At 37.0% G+C, this 17,363-nt stretch carries 17 protein-coding genes and 1 pseudogene; 7 read left to right on the top strand and 11 right to left on the bottom strand.

Features of this window, described 5'->3' with window-relative positions:
* Positions 1–52 precede the first annotated feature (52 nt).
* Positions 53–1,813: a sensor histidine kinase gene (locus ACOWPH_RS16750; protein WP_015216515.1), complete on the top strand. Its 1,761-nt coding sequence runs from the start codon at positions 53–55 to the stop codon at positions 1,811–1,813.
* 81 nt (positions 1,814–1,894) lie between these two features.
* Positions 1,895–3,568, top strand: a complete 1,674-nt coding sequence (locus ACOWPH_RS16745) for an RluA family pseudouridine synthase (RefSeq protein ID WP_042465310.1) — start codon at positions 1,895–1,897, stop codon at positions 3,566–3,568.
* A gap of 197 nt (positions 3,569–3,765) precedes the next feature.
* On the opposite strand, the gene ACOWPH_RS16740 is transcribed toward ACOWPH_RS16745, so the two are convergent.
* Positions 3,766–4,350, bottom strand: coding sequence for a DUF5132 domain-containing protein (locus tag ACOWPH_RS16740; protein WP_015216513.1), 585 nt, complete (start codon positions 4,348–4,350; stop codon positions 3,766–3,768).
* A 455-nt stretch (positions 4,351–4,805) separates the two neighbouring features.
* Between ACOWPH_RS16740 and ACOWPH_RS16735 the strand changes: the two genes are divergently transcribed.
* Positions 4,806–5,267 (top strand): pyridoxamine 5'-phosphate oxidase family protein, encoded by a 462-nt coding sequence (locus ACOWPH_RS16735; RefSeq protein ID WP_015216512.1) that lies wholly within the window; start codon positions 4,806–4,808, stop codon positions 5,265–5,267.
* A gap of 80 nt (positions 5,268–5,347) precedes the next feature.
* Here the strand turns inward: ACOWPH_RS16735 and ACOWPH_RS16730 are convergent, their stop codons facing one another.
* The 3 genes from ACOWPH_RS16730 to ACOWPH_RS16720 all read right to left on the bottom strand — a co-directional run bounded on the left by ACOWPH_RS16730 (position 5,348) and on the right by ACOWPH_RS16720 (position 6,985).
* Entirely contained in the window at positions 5,348–5,560 is a 213-nt protein-coding gene (locus tag ACOWPH_RS16730) for a hypothetical protein (RefSeq protein WP_042465308.1), read from the bottom strand.
* A gap of 61 nt (positions 5,561–5,621) precedes the next feature.
* A complete protein-coding gene (locus ACOWPH_RS16725) occupies positions 5,622–6,251 on the bottom strand; it encodes an HPF/RaiA family ribosome-associated protein (protein ID WP_015216510.1) in 630 nt (209 codons plus the stop codon).
* 332 nt (positions 6,252–6,583) lie between these two features.
* On the bottom strand, positions 6,584–6,985 hold the full coding sequence (locus ACOWPH_RS16720) for a hypothetical protein (RefSeq protein ID WP_015216509.1): 402 nt from the start codon (positions 6,983–6,985) through the stop codon (positions 6,584–6,586).
* A 330-nt stretch (positions 6,986–7,315) separates the two neighbouring features.
* Between ACOWPH_RS16720 and ACOWPH_RS16715 the strand changes: the two genes are divergently transcribed.
* On the top strand, positions 7,316–8,110 hold the full coding sequence (locus ACOWPH_RS16715) for a type 1 glutamine amidotransferase (protein ID WP_015216508.1): 795 nt from the start codon (positions 7,316–7,318) through the stop codon (positions 8,108–8,110).
* A gap of 98 nt (positions 8,111–8,208) precedes the next feature.
* Here the strand turns inward: ACOWPH_RS16715 and ACOWPH_RS16710 are convergent, their stop codons facing one another.
* Both ACOWPH_RS16710 and thiD read right to left on the bottom strand, forming a co-directional pair.
* Positions 8,209–8,811, bottom strand: coding sequence for a hypothetical protein (locus ACOWPH_RS16710; protein WP_015216507.1), 603 nt, complete (start codon positions 8,809–8,811; stop codon positions 8,209–8,211).
* Between the two features lie 121 nt (positions 8,812–8,932).
* Positions 8,933–9,760, bottom strand: a complete 828-nt coding sequence (gene thiD / locus ACOWPH_RS16705; RefSeq protein ID WP_015216506.1) for a bifunctional hydroxymethylpyrimidine kinase/phosphomethylpyrimidine kinase — start codon at positions 9,758–9,760, stop codon at positions 8,933–8,935.
* A gap of 45 nt (positions 9,761–9,805) precedes the next feature.
* Here thiD and ACOWPH_RS16700 point away from each other — a divergent pair, with 45 nt between their 5' ends.
* Positions 9,806–11,284 carry a PAS domain-containing sensor histidine kinase gene (locus tag ACOWPH_RS16700; RefSeq protein WP_015216505.1) on the top strand — a complete coding sequence of 493 codons (1,479 nt, stop codon included), beginning with the start codon at positions 9,806–9,808 and terminating at the stop codon, positions 11,282–11,284.
* A 281-nt stretch (positions 11,285–11,565) separates the two neighbouring features.
* Here the strand turns inward: ACOWPH_RS16700 and ACOWPH_RS16695 are convergent, their stop codons facing one another.
* Both ACOWPH_RS16695 and ACOWPH_RS16690 read right to left on the bottom strand, forming a co-directional pair.
* Positions 11,566–11,958: an SMI1/KNR4 family protein gene (locus ACOWPH_RS16695; RefSeq protein ID WP_150111044.1), complete on the bottom strand. Its 393-nt coding sequence runs from the start codon at positions 11,956–11,958 to the stop codon at positions 11,566–11,568.
* A 55-nt stretch (positions 11,959–12,013) separates the two neighbouring features.
* On the bottom strand, positions 12,014–12,445 hold the full coding sequence (locus ACOWPH_RS16690; protein ID WP_015216503.1) for a hypothetical protein: 432 nt from the start codon (positions 12,443–12,445) through the stop codon (positions 12,014–12,016).
* Between the two features lie 91 nt (positions 12,446–12,536).
* Here ACOWPH_RS16690 and ACOWPH_RS16685 point away from each other — a divergent pair, with 91 nt between their 5' ends.
* Positions 12,537–14,381: a S8 family peptidase gene (locus tag ACOWPH_RS16685; protein ID WP_015216502.1), complete on the top strand. Its 1,845-nt coding sequence runs from the start codon at positions 12,537–12,539 to the stop codon at positions 14,379–14,381.
* A 70-nt stretch (positions 14,382–14,451) separates the two neighbouring features.
* Complete coding sequence (locus ACOWPH_RS16680; RefSeq protein WP_015216501.1) at positions 14,452–14,679, top strand: hypothetical protein; 228 nt, start codon at positions 14,452–14,454, stop codon at positions 14,677–14,679.
* 147 nt (positions 14,680–14,826) lie between these two features.
* Here ACOWPH_RS16680 and ACOWPH_RS16675 read toward each other — a convergent pair whose 3' ends face one another.
* The 3 genes and pseudogenes from ACOWPH_RS16675 to ACOWPH_RS16665 all read right to left on the bottom strand — a co-directional run bounded on the left by ACOWPH_RS16675 (position 14,827) and on the right by ACOWPH_RS16665 (position 17,238).
* Complete coding sequence (locus tag ACOWPH_RS16675; RefSeq protein ID WP_015216500.1) at positions 14,827–15,222, bottom strand: endonuclease domain-containing protein; 396 nt, start codon at positions 15,220–15,222, stop codon at positions 14,827–14,829.
* Between the two features lie 125 nt (positions 15,223–15,347).
* A complete protein-coding gene (locus ACOWPH_RS16670) occupies positions 15,348–15,653 on the bottom strand; it encodes a hypothetical protein (protein WP_015216499.1) in 306 nt (101 codons plus the stop codon).
* A 261-nt stretch (positions 15,654–15,914) separates the two neighbouring features.
* A pseudogene (locus tag ACOWPH_RS16665) lies at positions 15,915–17,238 on the bottom strand (CO2 hydration protein).
* Positions 17,239–17,363 lie beyond the last annotated feature (125 nt).

The raw sequence follows: 17,363 nt of genomic DNA, 5'->3' as shown, positions 1-17,363 counted from the left end.
GAAACAACTAATAAATGGCTCTACCAAATTGAACTTAAGTTCAATAATTAGTATGAAAATTTGGCAGCGATTTTTGGGATCTTCAATAATATTTGCTGGGTTGATCTGTTTAACAGGTAGTGGTGCATATTATTTATACCAAGCCGAAATAGCTGCCGAAAAAACTCATAAAAAAACTACACAGGCACTTACTCTTACTAATAGTTTGGAAAAATCTCTCAAAGACCAAGCTCTAATACTCAAGGATTTTGTAGTTTTAGACCACAACCTTACAAGCATGATGGAATATCAGCAAATCAGGTCTAATTTTATAATTGATCTTGATAGATTAGAACTATTAATGAACAAAACATCAGAGTTATTAGTTGTACGCCGTCGTCATGATTTTTTGACCCGTTTAGTAAATGAGCTTGATGGTAATATAAATACTTTGGTAATATCTCAGGAGGATGTACAAGCGATTAAATCATATATACAAGATATTAATTTTTATTTGAATATAATTTCTCAAAATGCTCAAAAACAGGATGAGATAGCAGCTAAAAAAGTTAGAACAATTAGGACGATGAATGCAAATTTTATATTTGCAGGTATATTGGGTATATTGTTGATATTTTTAGCCCAATTTATTATTATTGTTATTCCAGTTATTCGCTCACTTCATCAACTTCAAATTGGAGTAGCAAAAATTAGTGCAGGAAACTTGAGTTATCATTTGGATATCAAAACTAATGATGAAATCGAACAATTAGCAAATGATTTTAATCAAATGACGTTGAAGTTAAGTAATTTTTATCAGTCGTTAGAATCTAGAGTTACTGAAAGAACATCTGAGCTTTTTCAAGTCAATCAAGATCTAGAAAATGAAATTATTGATAGACGTAATACGGAAATTGAGCTAAAAAAATCTCAAATACAGTTAACACAAAAAGCTGAAGAACTTGAGCAAACACTAAAAAAACTCCAGCAAACTCAAATTCAATTAATTCAAACTGAGAAAATGTCAAGTTTAGGACAGCTAGTAGCTGGTGTAGCTCATGAAATTAATAATCCTATAAACTTTATACATGGAAATATTCAACCATTTCATGAATATTTGCAAAATTTAATTGAATTAATATATTTATATCAAAAATATTATCCTCAGCCGGCTGATGAGATTCAATACTATATTGATGATATAGATTTATGCTTTATTCTTAAAGATTCTACTCAATTAATTTCTTCTCTGGAAATAGGAACTAAAAGAATTCGAGAAATTGTTGTATCTTTGAGAAATTTCTCTCGACTAGACGAATCTGAGATGAAAGAAGTAAATATCCATGAAGGTATTGATAATACTCTATTAATCCTCAGGCATAGAACTAAAGCAACACCAGAATCTGCTGAAATTGAAATTATTAAAGACTATAGTAATTTGCCATTAATTCAATGTTATGCAGGTCAACTAAATCAGGTATTTATGAATATTCTAAGTAATGCGATTGATGCATTAGAAGAGTATAACAATCCACATTATGATCAAGAGCTAAATAATGGGCATAAACAAATTCATATTCAAACAAAAATGATCAGAAAAGATCGCATTGCTATTCATATCACAGATAATGGTATGGGAATTCCCGAAGCAAGTCGTAATCGGATATTTGATCCTTTTTTCACAACAAAAGCAGTTGGTAAAGGAACAGGACTTGGTTTATCAATCAGCTATCAAATTGTGACTGCAAAGCATAAAGGTAATTTGCGATGTATTACTAAATCTGGTAAGGGAACAGAATTTATTATTGAACTGCCAATTCATCAGAATCACTAATTGCCATAGATGGGAATTATAGGATTATATATAATTTATTTATGGTATTTTTATGGTCTGAAAATAAAGCTGAAAGTTTCTATGAAATTGATCCACACCTTGTCAGATTTTATTAACTCTAATTCCACAATTATCCCCACACCTCCCAGTTATTATTACGAAGGGAAATGTCCTCAAACTGGGGAACTGCTGAGACTACCTCGCACTGCTTTAGCTGAAGCTATAGCTGAGGGTTTAATGCAGCAGCTTCAGCAAGATCACCTTTATTTCTGTGAAGGTAAAATGTATGGGATATTACTAGTTGAATTATCTAATGGTGAACAAGGGGTAATTAAAGCCTTTTCTGGTTTATTACATAGTTGCAGTGTGCATGAAGGTTGGGTTCCACCTATTCCGGGACGTGAAGAAGTTACACTAGCAGAAGCGCATACTTTAGCTGAGTTAGAAGCAATTAAACAAGAAATAATTCATCTGCAACAACTTCCAGAACGAGAACAATATCAAACATTATTGACTGAGTTTAAACAGCAGTTACAAATAATGAGTTGCCAACATAGCCAAAGTAAAAAACAACGACAGGAAAAACGTCAGCAATGCGGTGAGAAATTGACAATAGAAGTTCTTGAAGAACTGGAAGCAGAAAGCCGTCAACAGGGGATTGAGAGAAAATACTTTAAACGTCATCAAAATGAAGTTTTACAACCACTTCAGCAGGTTATAAATGGTGCAGATAACAGAATTAGGGAACTAAAACAACAACGCAAAGAACTATCTAGGCAATTACAAACACAGATGCACGCTGTTTATAGCTTAACTAATTTTTCTGGAAAATCTCTATCTTTACAGCAACTACTACCAGGAGGAACACCCACAGGGACAGGGGATTGTTGCGCTCCTAAGTTGTTACATTATGCGGCAGATCATGGACTCAAACCCCTAGCAATGGCTGAATTTTGGTGGGGTAAATCTTCAGTACAAGATAAAATTCAGGGGCGTTTTTATGGTGCTTGTGCAGAAAGATGTCAGCCATTAATGGGGTTTTTATTATCAGGAAAATCTAAGCCTATTAGCCCATTTTTAATCAAGAAAGAGGAAATTAGCAGTCCTATTAGTGAATGGATTATTTATGAAGATAAATGGTTAATTGCTGTGAATAAACCACCAGGATTGTTGTCTGTACCTGGACGTTATTCTTATAACCAAGATAGTGTTTTGAGCCGATTGAGGAATTTGTATGATATGGAATTGATGACGGTACATCGTTTAGATCAAGATACTTCTGGTATTTTGTTATTAGCTAAGAATTTATTTACCTATTCTCAACTAAGTCAACAATTTGAAAAACGGCAAATTCATAAAGTTTATGAAGCTATACTTGCAGGTTCCCTCGCTATAGCAGAAGGTGTTATTGATTTACCATTGTGGAAAAATCCTGAACAAAGTCTTTATCAAAAAGTTGATTTAGAACGAGGTAAACCCAGCTTGACGCGCTTCCGGGTTATGGGAAAAGTAGGTGACTATACCCGTGTAGAATTTATCCCTTTGACAGGACGCACCCATCAGTTAAGGGTTCATGCCGCTGATGTGCGAGGATTGGGTATAGCTATTTTGGGCGATCGCTTGTATGGTTGTAATATTGATGCCTGTAGACTATATCTGCACGCGAGAGAACTGAGTTTTTATCATCCCCATTTAGAGGAAACTATTCATCTCCAGACAGCAACACCGTTTTCTCAATCTGTTAAACCTGCATGAGTTGTAAGGCCATCAGTGATAAATATTCTAGTTTTTACATCTGGCTTATCTTTATAATCAAATAAGATCTTTTGAATTAGATACAGCAGTTTGCATGAACCTATACATGAAGCCAGTTTTGCTCCTGACTCCTGACTCCTGACTCCTGACTCCTGCTGTATGCTATTTATTTATAGCTAATATCCTGGATTTTAAATCTAGCTCTCCCTTTGATACTGCTGTGTATTGATTGAATCACTACTCCGTTGCTCCTGAAATTCCATTGAAACAGTATTAATTGATAAGTTGCTTACCTGAGGTTCATCCTCATAATTCAGTCTTGTAAAAATATCGAAAGCATACCAAGCTAAAATATACCAAGGAAGCTCTTCTAGTTCTAGTCCTTTTCTGAGCAGTTGTCTGATAGCCAGTAAACTAATTCCTAGAGGTAATATCACCCGTAAATCAGCAACACCACTTGTCATTCTCCCCACATCAGCATTTATATCAGATATCATATTGATGAAATCTTTAGCTACTTCTGACTTACCATTTGTCACCTGATTTGGGTAAGTTCTAGAGCTAAAACTTTCAGGCTGATCTTTTCTAGCATCTGCTGTAGTTTTTTCCAATACTTCAGATATTTCTGTAATTGCATCCTTAAACCTATTAGACAAAAGAATACTATCTTTAATCGTATTTTGAACTACAGGTTGTTTTACTGCTGATGCAATAGGTATAATTAGTGGTGAAAAAACTATTGCTGTTAAGCCTTCAAAAATTGTTTCTAATGTAGATGCCATTCTTAATCTCCACTATTATCACAAACAATATTTAATCCTTATATAGCGTTTCCCACTAAGCGTGATATACAAAATTACCCCTCCCCAACCCTCTCCTTGGTAAGGGGTGGGGTGTATTTCATGAGATTGGGAATTGCTATATAGCAATCCTATTTGAGTTGAGGACTTATCGGTGATGCAAGGGAACAGATAACAGAAGTGTTCATGAATCATTTAGGATTGCTATATCAGCATAATTAAAGAATAATATTTTGCCACCAGCCTCAAGTTAGAGAACTATGAAGCTACCAATCATCAAAATATTTCTGTGGTTATATACCATCTAGCTTATTTGCAGAGGAATTATGTCTTTAGATTCATGCAACGCCAACCTAAAAATAATCATACTAAAAAAGATCGTTAATAACCGATAAATCTGGTTTTTCTCCTCAACGTTACTTACTCAGAATAGTTAAATGACAAACTCAAAAGACAGTAATCAACAAATTGATCAGTTACGTACACTGATTAAAGATATCGACCATGCAATGTTAACTACAGTTGATGATGATGGAAGTTTGCATAGTCGTCCCATGTCTATATTTAGTGATATTGACACTGATGGCATACTCTGGTTTTTTACCTCTACTGATTCTCATAAAGTATTTGAAATTGAACATTGTCAACAGGTGAATGTGAGTTTTTCTTCACCTGATAAACAGCGATACGTTTCCATTTTAGGTACAGCAGAACTGGTAAAAGATAGGAATAAGTTACAAGAAAAATGGCAACCAAAATTACAAACTTGGTTTCCCCAAGGACTAGATGAACCTAATCTTGCTTTGCTGAAAGTAAATATCAATAAAGCAGATTATTGGGATAGTCCATCTAGTTTTAGATCGCAAACAATTAGTTTGTTAGAACTCTCACACCGTTAATGCAAATTCAATATGCCGGATTACAATACTTGTCGGTTAAGGCTAAAAAACGGAAATATGTAGGTTGGGTTGAGGAACGTTCACGAAGTGTGGCGTAGCCATAAACCAACATTTACAGGCATTTGTTGGGTTTCACTTTGTTCAACCCAACCTACAAAAATTCTTAACCGAACAGTATTGTGCCGGATTAAGCTTTCTGCCATTTTTACAGCCAAGATTATTAACTGCTGTTCTATGGTTCCATTTCCACCTGTATCACTAATTTGAGGATAAATGTGGGGATTTGATAGCATAGCAGCTAGTATTTGAGATGAAGTTTTTTCAATTCCTCAATTTGTGTTTTCATGTACTTACTTATTCTTGCCAATCTAAGGGCGGTTCAATCAATCTTTTTGATGATTTACCAGCACGAACACCAGGTTTATCAACTATTTTTACGCTGCTGGCTTGGGGTCCTTCTTCACCTTGTTCTAGGGAAAAATGCACACCAGTACCAATTTCTAAACGGTCAAAGTCATGATGTAAAACGCTATTGTGGTGGAAATAAATTTCCTGACCATCTAAAGATTTGAGGAAGCCATAACCATCTTGTCTAAATAATTTAGTCACAAAAGCTATACTTTCTTGTGCTTCTTCGCTTCTATAAGATTGTTCATTTGCGCGTTGACGCTGGGTAAGTTTAGCTAACTGATGACGCATGGCATCAAAGGTTTCTCTAATTACTGCATCTAGAGGTTGATATTGAATACCTTCTCCAGGATTCTTTTCTGCTACTAATTCATGACCAGGGGGAACTGTCAGATCAATTCGCACGCGATAAGGAGAACCACTGCGAGGTCGTTCATGTATTTTTTCAATAACAATTTGACAGTTATTAATGTAATTGCAAATATGCTCTAATTTGGCAATTTTTTCCTGAATTAAGGTATCAATTGCATCTGATTTTTCTAGATTACGATAGGTAATTGCTGGTGTAATTTTCATGCTTTTCTCATCCAGATAGGCAGTATTCAAATATCTAATTGTGTCTACATCTTTTTATATAGGTTTGCTATTCAAAGATTTTAGATAAATCCTCGAATTTTTACTCTGACTAAAGGGAAGATATTTAAAATCCACGTATATATATTAAGTATGAGTTCAAATAGAGTTAACAGCCTATTCTGTGAGGATCACCTATTTTTGGTGCAAGACAGGATTATTTATTTTGTGGCTTACTCTAGGACTTCGAGAAGTTTATTCCCCCCTTTTCAAGGCTAGGGGGGATTTCGATACAACCGTAAACATTTAAAATATGTTCTGAGGTTGGGGTTGAGTTATTGCAATTTTACCGCTGCACGTTGTAAAGGTAAAACTTCTTCTAAACTCAATTCATGGTCAGTGGTAAGATGACTACTGCAACAAATGGTACTAAAGAAAATAGGCTTGCCTACAACTTCTGAAAAGTGCTTTTCTAGCAATAATCGGGAGGTGATATCACCTAATAATTCACCTAAATCTTTTGTTAATTGGTCTTGATCATCTCGGTGAACCATTCTAAACTTAAACTTGGTTTCTCCAACTAAATTTTTAATTGCAGAATCAAATGCGTGTGCTTTACCTTGAACATAAGCAAAAGCTTGTTCTTCTAAAAACTTCCAAGCTTCTGGAAAAATCTCCTGGATTTTTTCTAGATGATTTTCCGCTTGGTAGACCAAAGTTGCAGTTTTACAATCCATATATTGATGTATTTGGTTGGGAAATAAACCTGATTACCTCTGTAATCTCAACAGAAGCAGTAAAATTTTTTGCCTAGCTCCTTAAAAATTATCGGCACAAGGTGATAATAAAACTGTTACATAAAATACAAAATATCTAGAAATTATGGTAAACATAAAAAATAAAGTATTGCTGAATCCTTATATAAAAATCAAAAATTCCATGTCTCAAACTCTTACTCTCTGTGCCTCTGTGCCTCTGCGTGAGACTAATTCATACCTTAAATCACCACCACCAAAAATAAGCTAACATTGAACGCAAATTAATTGGAATTGCTAAAGTGAGGATTTATGAGTTCTGCACAGATGGAAATTATTATTGGTTGGCTATATCCTAAGTTGATGAGTACCTATGGCGATCGCGGAAATGTTATAACTATAGAACGCCGCGCCCAATGGCGGGACTATGATGTGACCGTTTTACCCCTTGACCAAAACTCCACTGCAAATGATATAAAATCAGTAGATGTGATCGTCGGTGGAGGCGCACAAGACCGTCAGCAAGAGATAGTTATGCGCGATTTGCAAGGTGCAAAAGCTGACGCAATGCGAGAAAAAATTGAAAATGGCACACCGGGAGTTTTTACCTGTGGTTCTCCCCAACTGCTGGGAAATTATTATGAACCAGCCTTTGGGAAAAGAATTGAAGGTTTAGGAATACTAGATTTAGTTTCGATTCATCCTGGTGAAAATACTAAACGTTGCATCGGTAATTTAGTAATAGAAGTTACAGCATCACGCCTAGCCCAAGAACTCGAAGCAATGACAGGGACAAAACCCTATCTAGTCGGTTTTGAAAATCACGGTGGACGCACCAAATTAGGGAAAGTGGAAGCTTTGGGGCGTGTGGTTTACGGTTTGGGTAATAATGGTGAAGATGGCACAGAAGGCGCGTTTTATCAAAATGCGATCGCTACATATTCTCACGGGCCATTACTACCAAAAAATCCCTTTGTTGCAGATTGGTTAATTCAAACAGCTTTGCGGCTAAAGTATCAGCAAGAAATCAAACTTTCACCTTTAGATGATACCTTGGCAATGCAAGGAAGAGAAGCGATGTTTAAGCGGTTGAAGGTCAGTAGGTAGTACCGAGTTGTGAGTACCGAGTACCGAGTGCTGGGTGCTGAGTGCTGAGTTTTTAATCATGAATTACGAATTACGAATTACGAATTACGAATTACGAATTACGAATTATTCTGGTTTTGCAACAAAGGACGCACAATCAAATACCCAGCACCAAAACCAGTGATCATCATTAACACAATCGTAATTATTAACCACCAGCCATTAAGCCCCTTCAACTCCGACTCTGGAGTGGGATAATAGCGTACCTCCTGTTCTTCGACAAATACAGTTTCTGATACCGGAAAATTCATATCCATAATAGGTACAGAAAACTCCTCTCTGCGGCTTTTGCTAGGTGGAACTTTTGTAACTGCGGGTGAACGGGGACGAGAAGCTTGTTGACGTGGAGGTGCGGCTGTAACTGGGGGCTGACTTACCTGTTTTAGTTCAGTATTAATACGTGGTTTCGGTTCAGGAATAGGTATATTAGAAGATTCAACTAAATTTTGCAGGTGATTAAAAGCCTGAATAACTTTAGTAATTTCTTGACGCAGGAGTTGATTTTCTTGAGCTAACTTTTGATTGTGGGTAGTAACTACATCTAACTTTGATTGTATTGCTTGTAACTCTGTTGCTAGTTCCCGGTACACATGAAGGGGTACAGAAGGAGAATAACTGGGAGTAGGTGGTTGACGGTGAACATGACCTGTAGTTGTTCGCATTGGGAATATTATATAAAAATAAGGACTTTAGATTAACAAAATATACTATCAGCGTAAAGGTATCCCGGAGACTATAATTCAAAAACTCTCTGAGGGCAATTATTTAGCTTTGAGTCCATTTCTAAACGTGGCTTTTTTGTAACAAAGGGAAAAAGTGTCCTACAGGCCCTTGTCCTGTGCCAATATCAAGAGAGTAGGTGAGTGCAGTTGTTACATATTGTTTTGCTTGTTGAACTGCTGTCCATAGATCTTTGCCTAAAGCTAGATTAGCAGCGATCGCAGCTGATAGAGTACAACCAGTACCATGAGTGTTTTTTGTCTCTACCAATTGCGTTGTTAAAGTCTCCAACTTTTCCCCGTCAAACCAAATATCCACCCCTCGCAAATTTCCAGACATTCCCCCACCTTTAACCAAAACAGCCTTATTTCCTAATTTTTGATGGATAATTTGGGCTGCGGCTTGCATATCCTCTAGAGAATCAATCTGTAACCCGCTCAAAATCTGAGATTCATAACGATTTGGTGTAATTATAATCGCTTGGGGAATAAGTTCATGACTGAGAGTTTGTACAGCATCATCATCAATCAATTGCGCCCCTGTTCGTGATACCATCACCGGATCAACTACTAAGTTATTAATTTTGTAAGCTGTTACTTGCTGGGCTACAGCCGAGATAATTTCCTGGTTTAGCAACATTCCCGTTTTTGCAGCTTGGACACCGATATCTTCAACTACAGCCTGAATTTGCGCCACGACAGCCTCTGAAGGCATTGCATCAACTCGTGACACACCAAGAGTATTTTGGGCTGTAATGCAAGTAATAGCACTTGTTCCGTGAACACAATGAAAGGCAAAAGTTCTTAAATCGCTTTGAATTCCTGCACCCCCACCACTATCCGAACCGGCAATAGTTAAAGCAACAGGGGTTAAAGTTTTGCTTGTTGTCATTATGATAAATTTTTAATATTAAAAGTACATATATATTACTATTTTATGTCCAATCAATCTCCAGATGAGGAAATTGCCTTTTTACGTCAACGTGTCGCTGGACTTGAAAAAGTATTAGAACATCATCATCAATTACAACAAGAGTTAGAAGAATGTAAACAGGCAAAGGCAGGATTAGAAAAAGATTTACAAAAAATGGAAGAGCAATCTTCCCTATTTAAAATGATCCTTGAAGCAACCCTTGATTGGGTATTTGTCAAAGATAAAAATTATCGTTATCTTCTAGTTAATCAGACCGTAGCTAATTCACTTGGTAAAACCATTGAAGAGATGCTTGGTAAAGATGATATAGAACTAGGTACTTCCGCAGAAATAGTATTTGGTAATCCTGATAAAAAAATTCGTGGTTTTCGCACAGATGATCAACTAGTTTTATCAGGTGAAACAATACATAATCCTTATGATCCTGCACCTGATCATGATGGTAATTTATATATTTTAGATACACGCAAAATTCCTTTACGCAATACTAAAGGGGAAATTTTTGCTATGTTGGGTGTTAGTCGTGATGTTACAGATCGTCATCGAGCCGAGGAAGAATTACGAAAATCAGAAACTCAACTTAGACAGCGAACATTAGAATTAGAAGCTACTTTACAAAAACTACAATGCACCCAATCTCAACTAATTCAAAGCGAAAAGATGTCTTCTTTAGGTCAATTAGTAGCAGGAGTTGCCCATGAAATTAATAATCCTGTTAACTTTATTTTTGGCAACCTTATCCATGCGGATAAATATACCCAAGATTTATTAAACCTATTAGAACTTTATCAAATTAATTATCCACATCCAGTTTCTGAAATCCATGAGCAAACCCAACTTATGGAACTAGAATTTTTAAAAGAAGACTTACCAAATCTCATCTCTTCTATGACAATTGGTGCAGAACGTATTCAGCAAATTGTTGATTCTCTGCGGACATTTTCCCATCTTGATCAAGCTGAATTAAAGCCTACTAATATTCATGATGGCATTAATAGCGCGTTGATGCTTTTAAAACATCGTTTCAATAATCAATCACATATTTCTAAAATTGCTATTATTAAAGAATATAGTAATTTACCTTTAATCGAGTGTTTCCCAGGACAACTCAATCAAGTATTTATGAACATTTTAGTTAATGCTATAGATGCTTTAGAAGGAATAGGAAGTCAAAACTCTAGATTACCCATTCCTGAACCTAAAATTCACATTTCTACTCATGTATCTAATTCTGATTATGTCACTATCTGCATTGCTGATAATGGTTTGGGAATGTCAGCAGAAATACAACAAAGAGTATTTGATCCTTTCTACACGACAAAACCAGTCGGTAAAGGTACAGGATTAGGTTTATATATCAGCTATCAGATTATTCATGAACAACATAATGGTTCGTTAAAATGTATTTCTTCTCCTGGGAAAGGAACAGAATTTGTGATTGAAATTCCTATTCGTCAAACCCAGTCTAAATCTTCAATTTAAATTTCCGGCTTTTCTTATATTTTGCAACTTCATATTTTCAGCAATAAGCTGTTGAGTATTTTTTTAATTGGAATAGGACTTACTCATTGACAAAATCCATCAAATATAAGTTATATATTTTATTTCTTGCAGGGTGCGTCAGACCCCATAATTGAGCATCTAACAGATTTTCTCTATGTGACGCACCGCGCCAATATGCGATTCCAAAAGCCTGAAACTAGGCAATTTACTTCATACATATTATGTGCCGTTTTTACAGTGCGTAAGTCCTATGGAAGTCCCTAACTCGCTAGAAGCATCGAATACTCCAAATAAAGCTCGATTTCCACCGCTAGAAAGTCACTAAATTTATCATGGCTTTTAACAAAATAAGGTTCTTCCTGCCCTTCGCAATATGAATAAGTTGGTGGGTTATCTCCTTCTGAAAGCCTGAAAAAGCTAAACTGATAACCTTGGTGCATGAAAAATATAAAAGCATCCTCTGGTAAAGCTTGGGGAAAATCATTTTCTAACAAAAGTTGTTTAGCCCATTCTTGAATTTGGGGTAAATGCTGGTAGAAACAATCTGAACCACGCAGAAACTTACCTGCTCCATGCCCCATCATCTTGAGAAAGCCTTTGTACCTGTTGGGCAGAGTGATACCTTGTTGTCGTTCAAGTTGAATTATTTCCAAATCCGAACATGAGAAACACTGATTTTCGTTAAAAATAAGCTTATAAATTTCAATTTTAATCACTATTTCCTGATTGCAAGCTTTTTAATGCCCCCTGCAAAAATTTACCCCATTCTGCTGCTAAGGGAACTTCTGTAAACGGCACAAGAATGGATTTAGCATTAGTCAATAAAAACTCTAATTCAATTTTGCGACCTTTTTGGGGTGGATTTTCTATATCTACCAAATTACTATTTACCAAAAAGCGGATTTCTTGAACATCCAATAAAGAAAAAGTTTCTAATTCAATGGGTCCTTTAGTTGTTGGTTTTCCCCAAGTGATATCATTACCTTTTTGAGCTAATACTGCATAAATATCATATTTAGTCCGCTCAAATTGTTCTGCCCAAATTTGATACGCTTGAAGTTTCTTAAATTCCTGTGAACCTTGCCACGCTAACCAGAAAAATGCCACTAATAAAGGCAACCATAAAAGACCACGTTCCATAATTCGTAATTCTTAATTTTTTCCAGTCTCTATTTTCCCAAAAATACCATGAGATGAGTTATCGTAGTGAGCAAACTGACAAGAAGCGGTGATGAAAAAATTTATATTATTGTGCTTGTTTGTCATCGGTCTGACTGCGGCTGTGTTTGGGTTTCTGAATTTTCAGGGACTAGCAGCTAAAGGTGACTTCGAGACAATTTTGCTGGATTTTCGGGAAGATATTGCAGAAACTGTCATTCAGAAAGATTTGCAAGCGATCGCACAACAATACGATGTTACACCCCAACTGGATAATAAATATTCAGCGGCCGACAATGTATATATTATCAAAGGCGATCGCACCAGGCTCCAAGCATTAAGAAAATCTCCTTATGCTAACGTTACAGAATTCATCGAGCCAAATTACATTTACAGAACCGTTCCCCTAGGGAAAAACACTGGTTTAGCAGAACTCTCAGCCCAAAACAATCAAAATACTAATCCTTCATTAGTTGGCCCCAATGACCAATATTACAGCAAGCAGTGGAACCTGCACAAAATCGGTGTCGAAGGTGCTTGGACTCGTACCAAGGGTAGCGGGATTACAGTAGCCGTCATTGACACCGGCATCACCCAGGTACGCGACTTAGCTGACACTAAATTTGTCAAAGGCTACGACTTTGTTAACGACAAAGAACAAGCCAATGATGATAACGGACATGGAACCCATGTCGCCGGTACAGTCGCCCAAACCACTAACAATCAATATGGTGTCGCTGGAGTCGCCTACGAAGCCAGTCTCATGCCCTTAAAAGTGTTAAGTGAGTCCGGGAGTGGAACAGTTGCAGACATCGCCGAAGCCATCAAATTTGCCGCCGATAAAGGCGCAGATGTTATTAATATGAGCTTGGGTGGTGGTGGTGAAAGCCAACTCATGCAAGACGCTATTGAGTACGCCTATAAAAAAGGTGTAGTTATTATTGCTGCTGCTGGCAACGAAAGTACTGATGGCGCTAGTTATCCAGCCCGTTATCCCCATGTTATTGGTGTTTCTGCCTTTGGCCCAGACGGAGAAAAAGCATCCTATTCTAACTATGGTGCTGGTGTAGATATATCTGCCCCTGGTGGTAGTGAAACCGGTGCAATTCTCCAAGAAACCATTGACGAAAACGGTGAAGGCGTATTTTTGGGACTCCAAGGAACAAGTATGGCCTCTCCCCACGTTGCTGGTGTAGCAGCGTTAATTAAAGCTACGGGAGTTACAGAACCAGATCAAATTTTAAAAGTTCTGCAACAGTCGGCCAGAGTTATTCAGGATGATGGTTTGAACTATTATGGTGCTGGACAACTCAACGCGGAAGCAGCAGTTAAACTAGCCAGCGAAGGACAAATTAGTTTTCCCGATTTCTTCCGGTGGTTGCGGGATAACGGCTATATCAACCCTGGTTTTTGGATTGATGGTGGTGCGATCGCACTATTACCTAAAATATTAATGGTAGTAGGTTCCTATCTCCTTGCTTGGTTTCTACGGGTTTACTTCCCCTTCGCTTGGAGTTGGTCTTTATCCAGTGGCTTAATATTTGGTAGTTCTGGCTTATTCTTCCTCAAAGGATTGTATATCTTCGACCTTCCCCAATGGCCTTTCCGGGTTTTAGGCAGTTCCATTCCCGAACTAGGTAACAGCTTACAAGGAACAGGCGCTTTAAATCCTCTCTTTGCCAGCGTTCTAATTCCCATTGTTTTGATAGCATTATTATTAGGACATCCCAATTGGAAATGGTTTGCCATTGGTTCTAGTCTGGGAGTAGCAGCCTGTTTAACAATCAGCGCCATTTATGATCCCGCAGTTTGGGGATTAGGAGATGGTAACATAGCCCGTATTTTCCTCATCGTTAATGCTTTACTGTGTTACGGACTCGTGCGTTTAGCATTAAAAGACGAGAAACAAACAGCTTAAATAATTAGGTAATGGGAAAGATTTTTTCCTATTACCTATTATCCAGTCAACCTATTCCCTCTTTCTAATTATGAATATTACAGTTACAGGAAAAATTGAACGCCGCAATATTGGACTTGGCGCTTGGGCGTTTGTTACAGACGAAGGAATTACTTATGAAATTCCCAAAAGCACTGACAAAAACTTACTCAAATCAGGACAAACAGCCAAAATCACAGGAAATGTCCGCGAAGATGTCATGACAACAGCAATGATTGGTTCTGTATTAGAAGTTAATTCTTTTGAAGTGCTTAACTAAGTTAATACATAAGTTTCAAAACCCCCCTCTACGGTATGCACACATCTCTAGACAGGATGCTAAACGTTATCCAATCCCCCTAAATCCCCCTTTTTAAGGGGGACTTTTAAGAATTTAGCCCCCCTTAAAAAGGGGGGTTGGGGGGATCTAAAGATTGTTGGAAGAAGCGATTAATTCTTCTATAATTCCACATACACCGGCAAAATTTTTCAACACATCATTATTTGTAAATCTCATCATCTTTAACCCATAACCCTTTAACATCTCTGTTCTTTCCATATCATAATTTTTACCTTCGGGCGTGAAATGGCTATCACCATCTACTTCAATCACTAATTTCAAACTTGGACAGTAAAAGTCAACAATAAAATTATCAATAGGTCTTTGTCTAAAAACGCGAAATTTAAAGTTTTTTAAGTATTCATTCCACAGCTTTTTCTCTGCTGGTGTCATGTTTTTTCTCAGTTCTTTTGCCCTTTCTATAAGTTTTGGGTTGTAGGGTAAGTGAAAATTTGATTGAAGTAAGTTTTTTTGTATTGGCATTTGTTTAGATACTCACAAATATCCCCCCTAACCTCCCCTAAAAAAGGAGGGAACAAGAGGTTTTTTGGATATTCTGGTCGAAGTTCACCCCTCACCTCTAAAAAAAAGGGGGAAAATTAGCATGATTATTTTGCTGAATCTCTATTACCTTGTGCTAATTGTACACCCTTATAAATCCCATAGCCAGCCAAACTAGCAGCAGCTACAATACCAGCAGCAGGAAGAGCAACAACACTTGTAGTGGTAAATCCTATAGCACCCAATATTCCCGGTGCAGAAGCTGTAACTGTAGCTACTGTGATTGAACCTAAGCCAGCAGCAGCAGATGAGGCAGCACCTATAGCACCTATAGCCTTTGCATCTTCGCTATCTGCTAAATTACCTGCTGCTTGAACTATACTTTCAGAAGCCTTTTTAAAATATTCTAGCATTTACTTGAACTACATATTAGTGTAAACTAAACAGATTATATAAACTCACACTTTTTAGGTATACAGTAAATATCCTGAGAATTAAAAAATCTTAAATTACTTTTAATAGTGCTTAGTCATCAAAAAACCCCCCCTTTTTAAGGCTACGGTGTACACACATCTCTAGGCAGGATGCTAAACCTTATCCGATCCCCCTAAATCCCCCTTAAGAAGGGGGACTTTTAAGGATTTAGCACCCCTTAAAAAGTGGGTTTGGGAGGATCATCTATAATCCTGACTTTGAATACTCCGCAACTTCGCCGCATCACGCATACCATAATCAGCACGAGTAAAGCGATTTAACTGCATTTCAAAAAACTCACGATTTGCCTGTAAATGCTTGGGATTTGGATCATCTAGCGGATATAAAAGTGCAGTTCTTAAAGCTTGAATTACCGCAGACGTAACATTATACATTGAACGTTGGAAAGTCACACCCAACTGAATCAACATATCATCTTCACCGCGACAATGTTGTTTATAATAATCAACAAGATATTGCGGGAGAAAATGCAACATATCCTGCATTAATAATGTGGGAGGAATACCCGCAGTTCCTACAGGGAAAACATCAGCATAAAGAATGCCATAATGAAAGTCTTTTTGGTCATCTGGAACTTGTTTAGCTTGGGCATTATATGATTTTGTACCTCGGAACGGTGCAGTCCGGTAAAATACAGCTTCTACATAAGGTAAAGCTGCCTCATATAACCAAGTAAAACCTTTAGATTTAGGGATAATTTCATAACATTCACCATCAACATAAAGATGATGATAAATGGGACGACCGGCAATAGCAAAGATACCATTAACCAAGAAATTCATGGCATCAGGAACACCTTTAAAACCGCCTTCATCATAAATATCCGACATTTCAAAAAATACCGGTGCCATTACTTCCCAAAAAAGTCCTAAATTAGAATAATAGGACATCATTCGGCATTGTTCCAAAAACATATCTGGAAACAGTTTATAAAGTCCTAACATTAAAGGATTATTTTTGAAGTAGGCTTTAATTGCTTTATCGGCGTTGGCTTTATATTCTTCTGAATCTAAATAGGCATCGAATTGATTAACTGGGGCGTACATTTTGCGATGCCACAACATTGCTTGCATACAAGCTTCAGCAAATTCCATGTTAATTCTATCATGGAATAAATGATGTAAGATTGTTTGGCATTTTGGTGGTTTCACCTTTTTCCATAAATGCCAAAAGTTCAGGATGTGCGGTAGCGACACCACGCCAAATTCTTAAATCTGCATCATCACCTGCATAATGGTTATGTAAGTCTAAATATTCTTGAGGTAAGAAGTATTTAAAGGCAGGAAGAGGATTTAAAAATACTCTTTCGGCAATATAAAGCAAGTCGCGCCAATAAAAGTCCATTGGTACAGCATAGGCTTTATAAATACCGATAATTTGCATTAAGTTTTCCGGTGTATCTGGCAGCATTGAACCACCAGCTTCTAGACGATGAATTATTTCTGCAAATTCGTGCTTTGATGGAGGTAGTTTGGTGATTGGTTTATCTGGAGTTTGTACCATTTTGCTTAATTTAAGAAGTAGGACTATTTGGTAAATTTTGGTTTAAAATTTGACGAATTTTCAAGGCGGAAGACGCTTAAAATATCATGATTCCACGGGGGTAAAATCAAAGTTATTTTCTCGTT

The organism is Anabaena sp. PCC 7938 (genome assembly GCF_049315035.1).
Classification (GTDB): Bacteria; Cyanobacteriota; Cyanobacteriia; order Cyanobacteriales; family Nostocaceae; genus Anabaena; species Anabaena cylindrica.
Note: the sequence above shows the minus strand (reverse complement) of the source record. Positions and strands in the feature narration are given on the sequence as shown.

Bases quoted from the DNA above. Each gene is read 5' to 3' on its own strand.
- ACOWPH_RS16670 (WP_015216499.1), bottom strand. From the start codon at position 15,653: ATGCTAGAATATTTTAAAAAGGCTTCTGAAAGTATAGTTCAAGCAGCA.
- thiD (WP_015216506.1), bottom strand. From the start codon at position 9,760: ATGACAACAAGCAAAACTTTAACCCCTGTTGCTTTAACTATTGCCGGT.
- ACOWPH_RS16740 (WP_015216513.1), bottom strand. From the start codon at position 4,350: ATGGCATCTACATTAGAAACAATTTTTGAAGGCTTAACAGCAATAGTT.
- ACOWPH_RS16730 (WP_042465308.1), bottom strand. From the start codon at position 5,560: ATGCTATCAAATCCCCACATTTATCCTCAAATTAGTGATACAGGTGGA.
- ACOWPH_RS16735 (WP_015216512.1), top strand. From the start codon at position 4,806: ATGACAAACTCAAAAGACAGTAATCAACAAATTGATCAGTTACGTACA.
- ACOWPH_RS16750 (WP_015216515.1), top strand. From the start codon at position 53: ATGAAAATTTGGCAGCGATTTTTGGGATCTTCAATAATATTTGCTGGG.
- ACOWPH_RS16710 (WP_015216507.1), bottom strand. From the start codon at position 8,811: ATGCGAACAACTACAGGTCATGTTCACCGTCAACCACCTACTCCCAGT.
- ACOWPH_RS16675 (WP_015216500.1), bottom strand. From the start codon at position 15,222: ATGCCAATACAAAAAAACTTACTTCAATCAAATTTTCACTTACCCTAC.
- ACOWPH_RS16720 (WP_015216509.1), bottom strand. From the start codon at position 6,985: ATGGATTGTAAAACTGCAACTTTGGTCTACCAAGCGGAAAATCATCTA.
- ACOWPH_RS16685 (WP_015216502.1), top strand. From the start codon at position 12,537: ATGAAAAAATTTATATTATTGTGCTTGTTTGTCATCGGTCTGACTGCG.
- ACOWPH_RS16715 (WP_015216508.1), top strand. From the start codon at position 7,316: ATGAGTTCTGCACAGATGGAAATTATTATTGGTTGGCTATATCCTAAG.
- ACOWPH_RS16700 (WP_015216505.1), top strand. From the start codon at position 9,806: ATGTCCAATCAATCTCCAGATGAGGAAATTGCCTTTTTACGTCAACGT.
- ACOWPH_RS16690 (WP_015216503.1), bottom strand. From the start codon at position 12,445: ATGGAACGTGGTCTTTTATGGTTGCCTTTATTAGTGGCATTTTTCTGG.
- ACOWPH_RS16745 (WP_042465310.1), top strand. From the start codon at position 1,895: ATGAAATTGATCCACACCTTGTCAGATTTTATTAACTCTAATTCCACA.
- ACOWPH_RS16725 (WP_015216510.1), bottom strand. From the start codon at position 6,251: ATGAAAATTACACCAGCAATTACCTATCGTAATCTAGAAAAATCAGAT.
- ACOWPH_RS16680 (WP_015216501.1), top strand. From the start codon at position 14,452: ATGAATATTACAGTTACAGGAAAAATTGAACGCCGCAATATTGGACTT.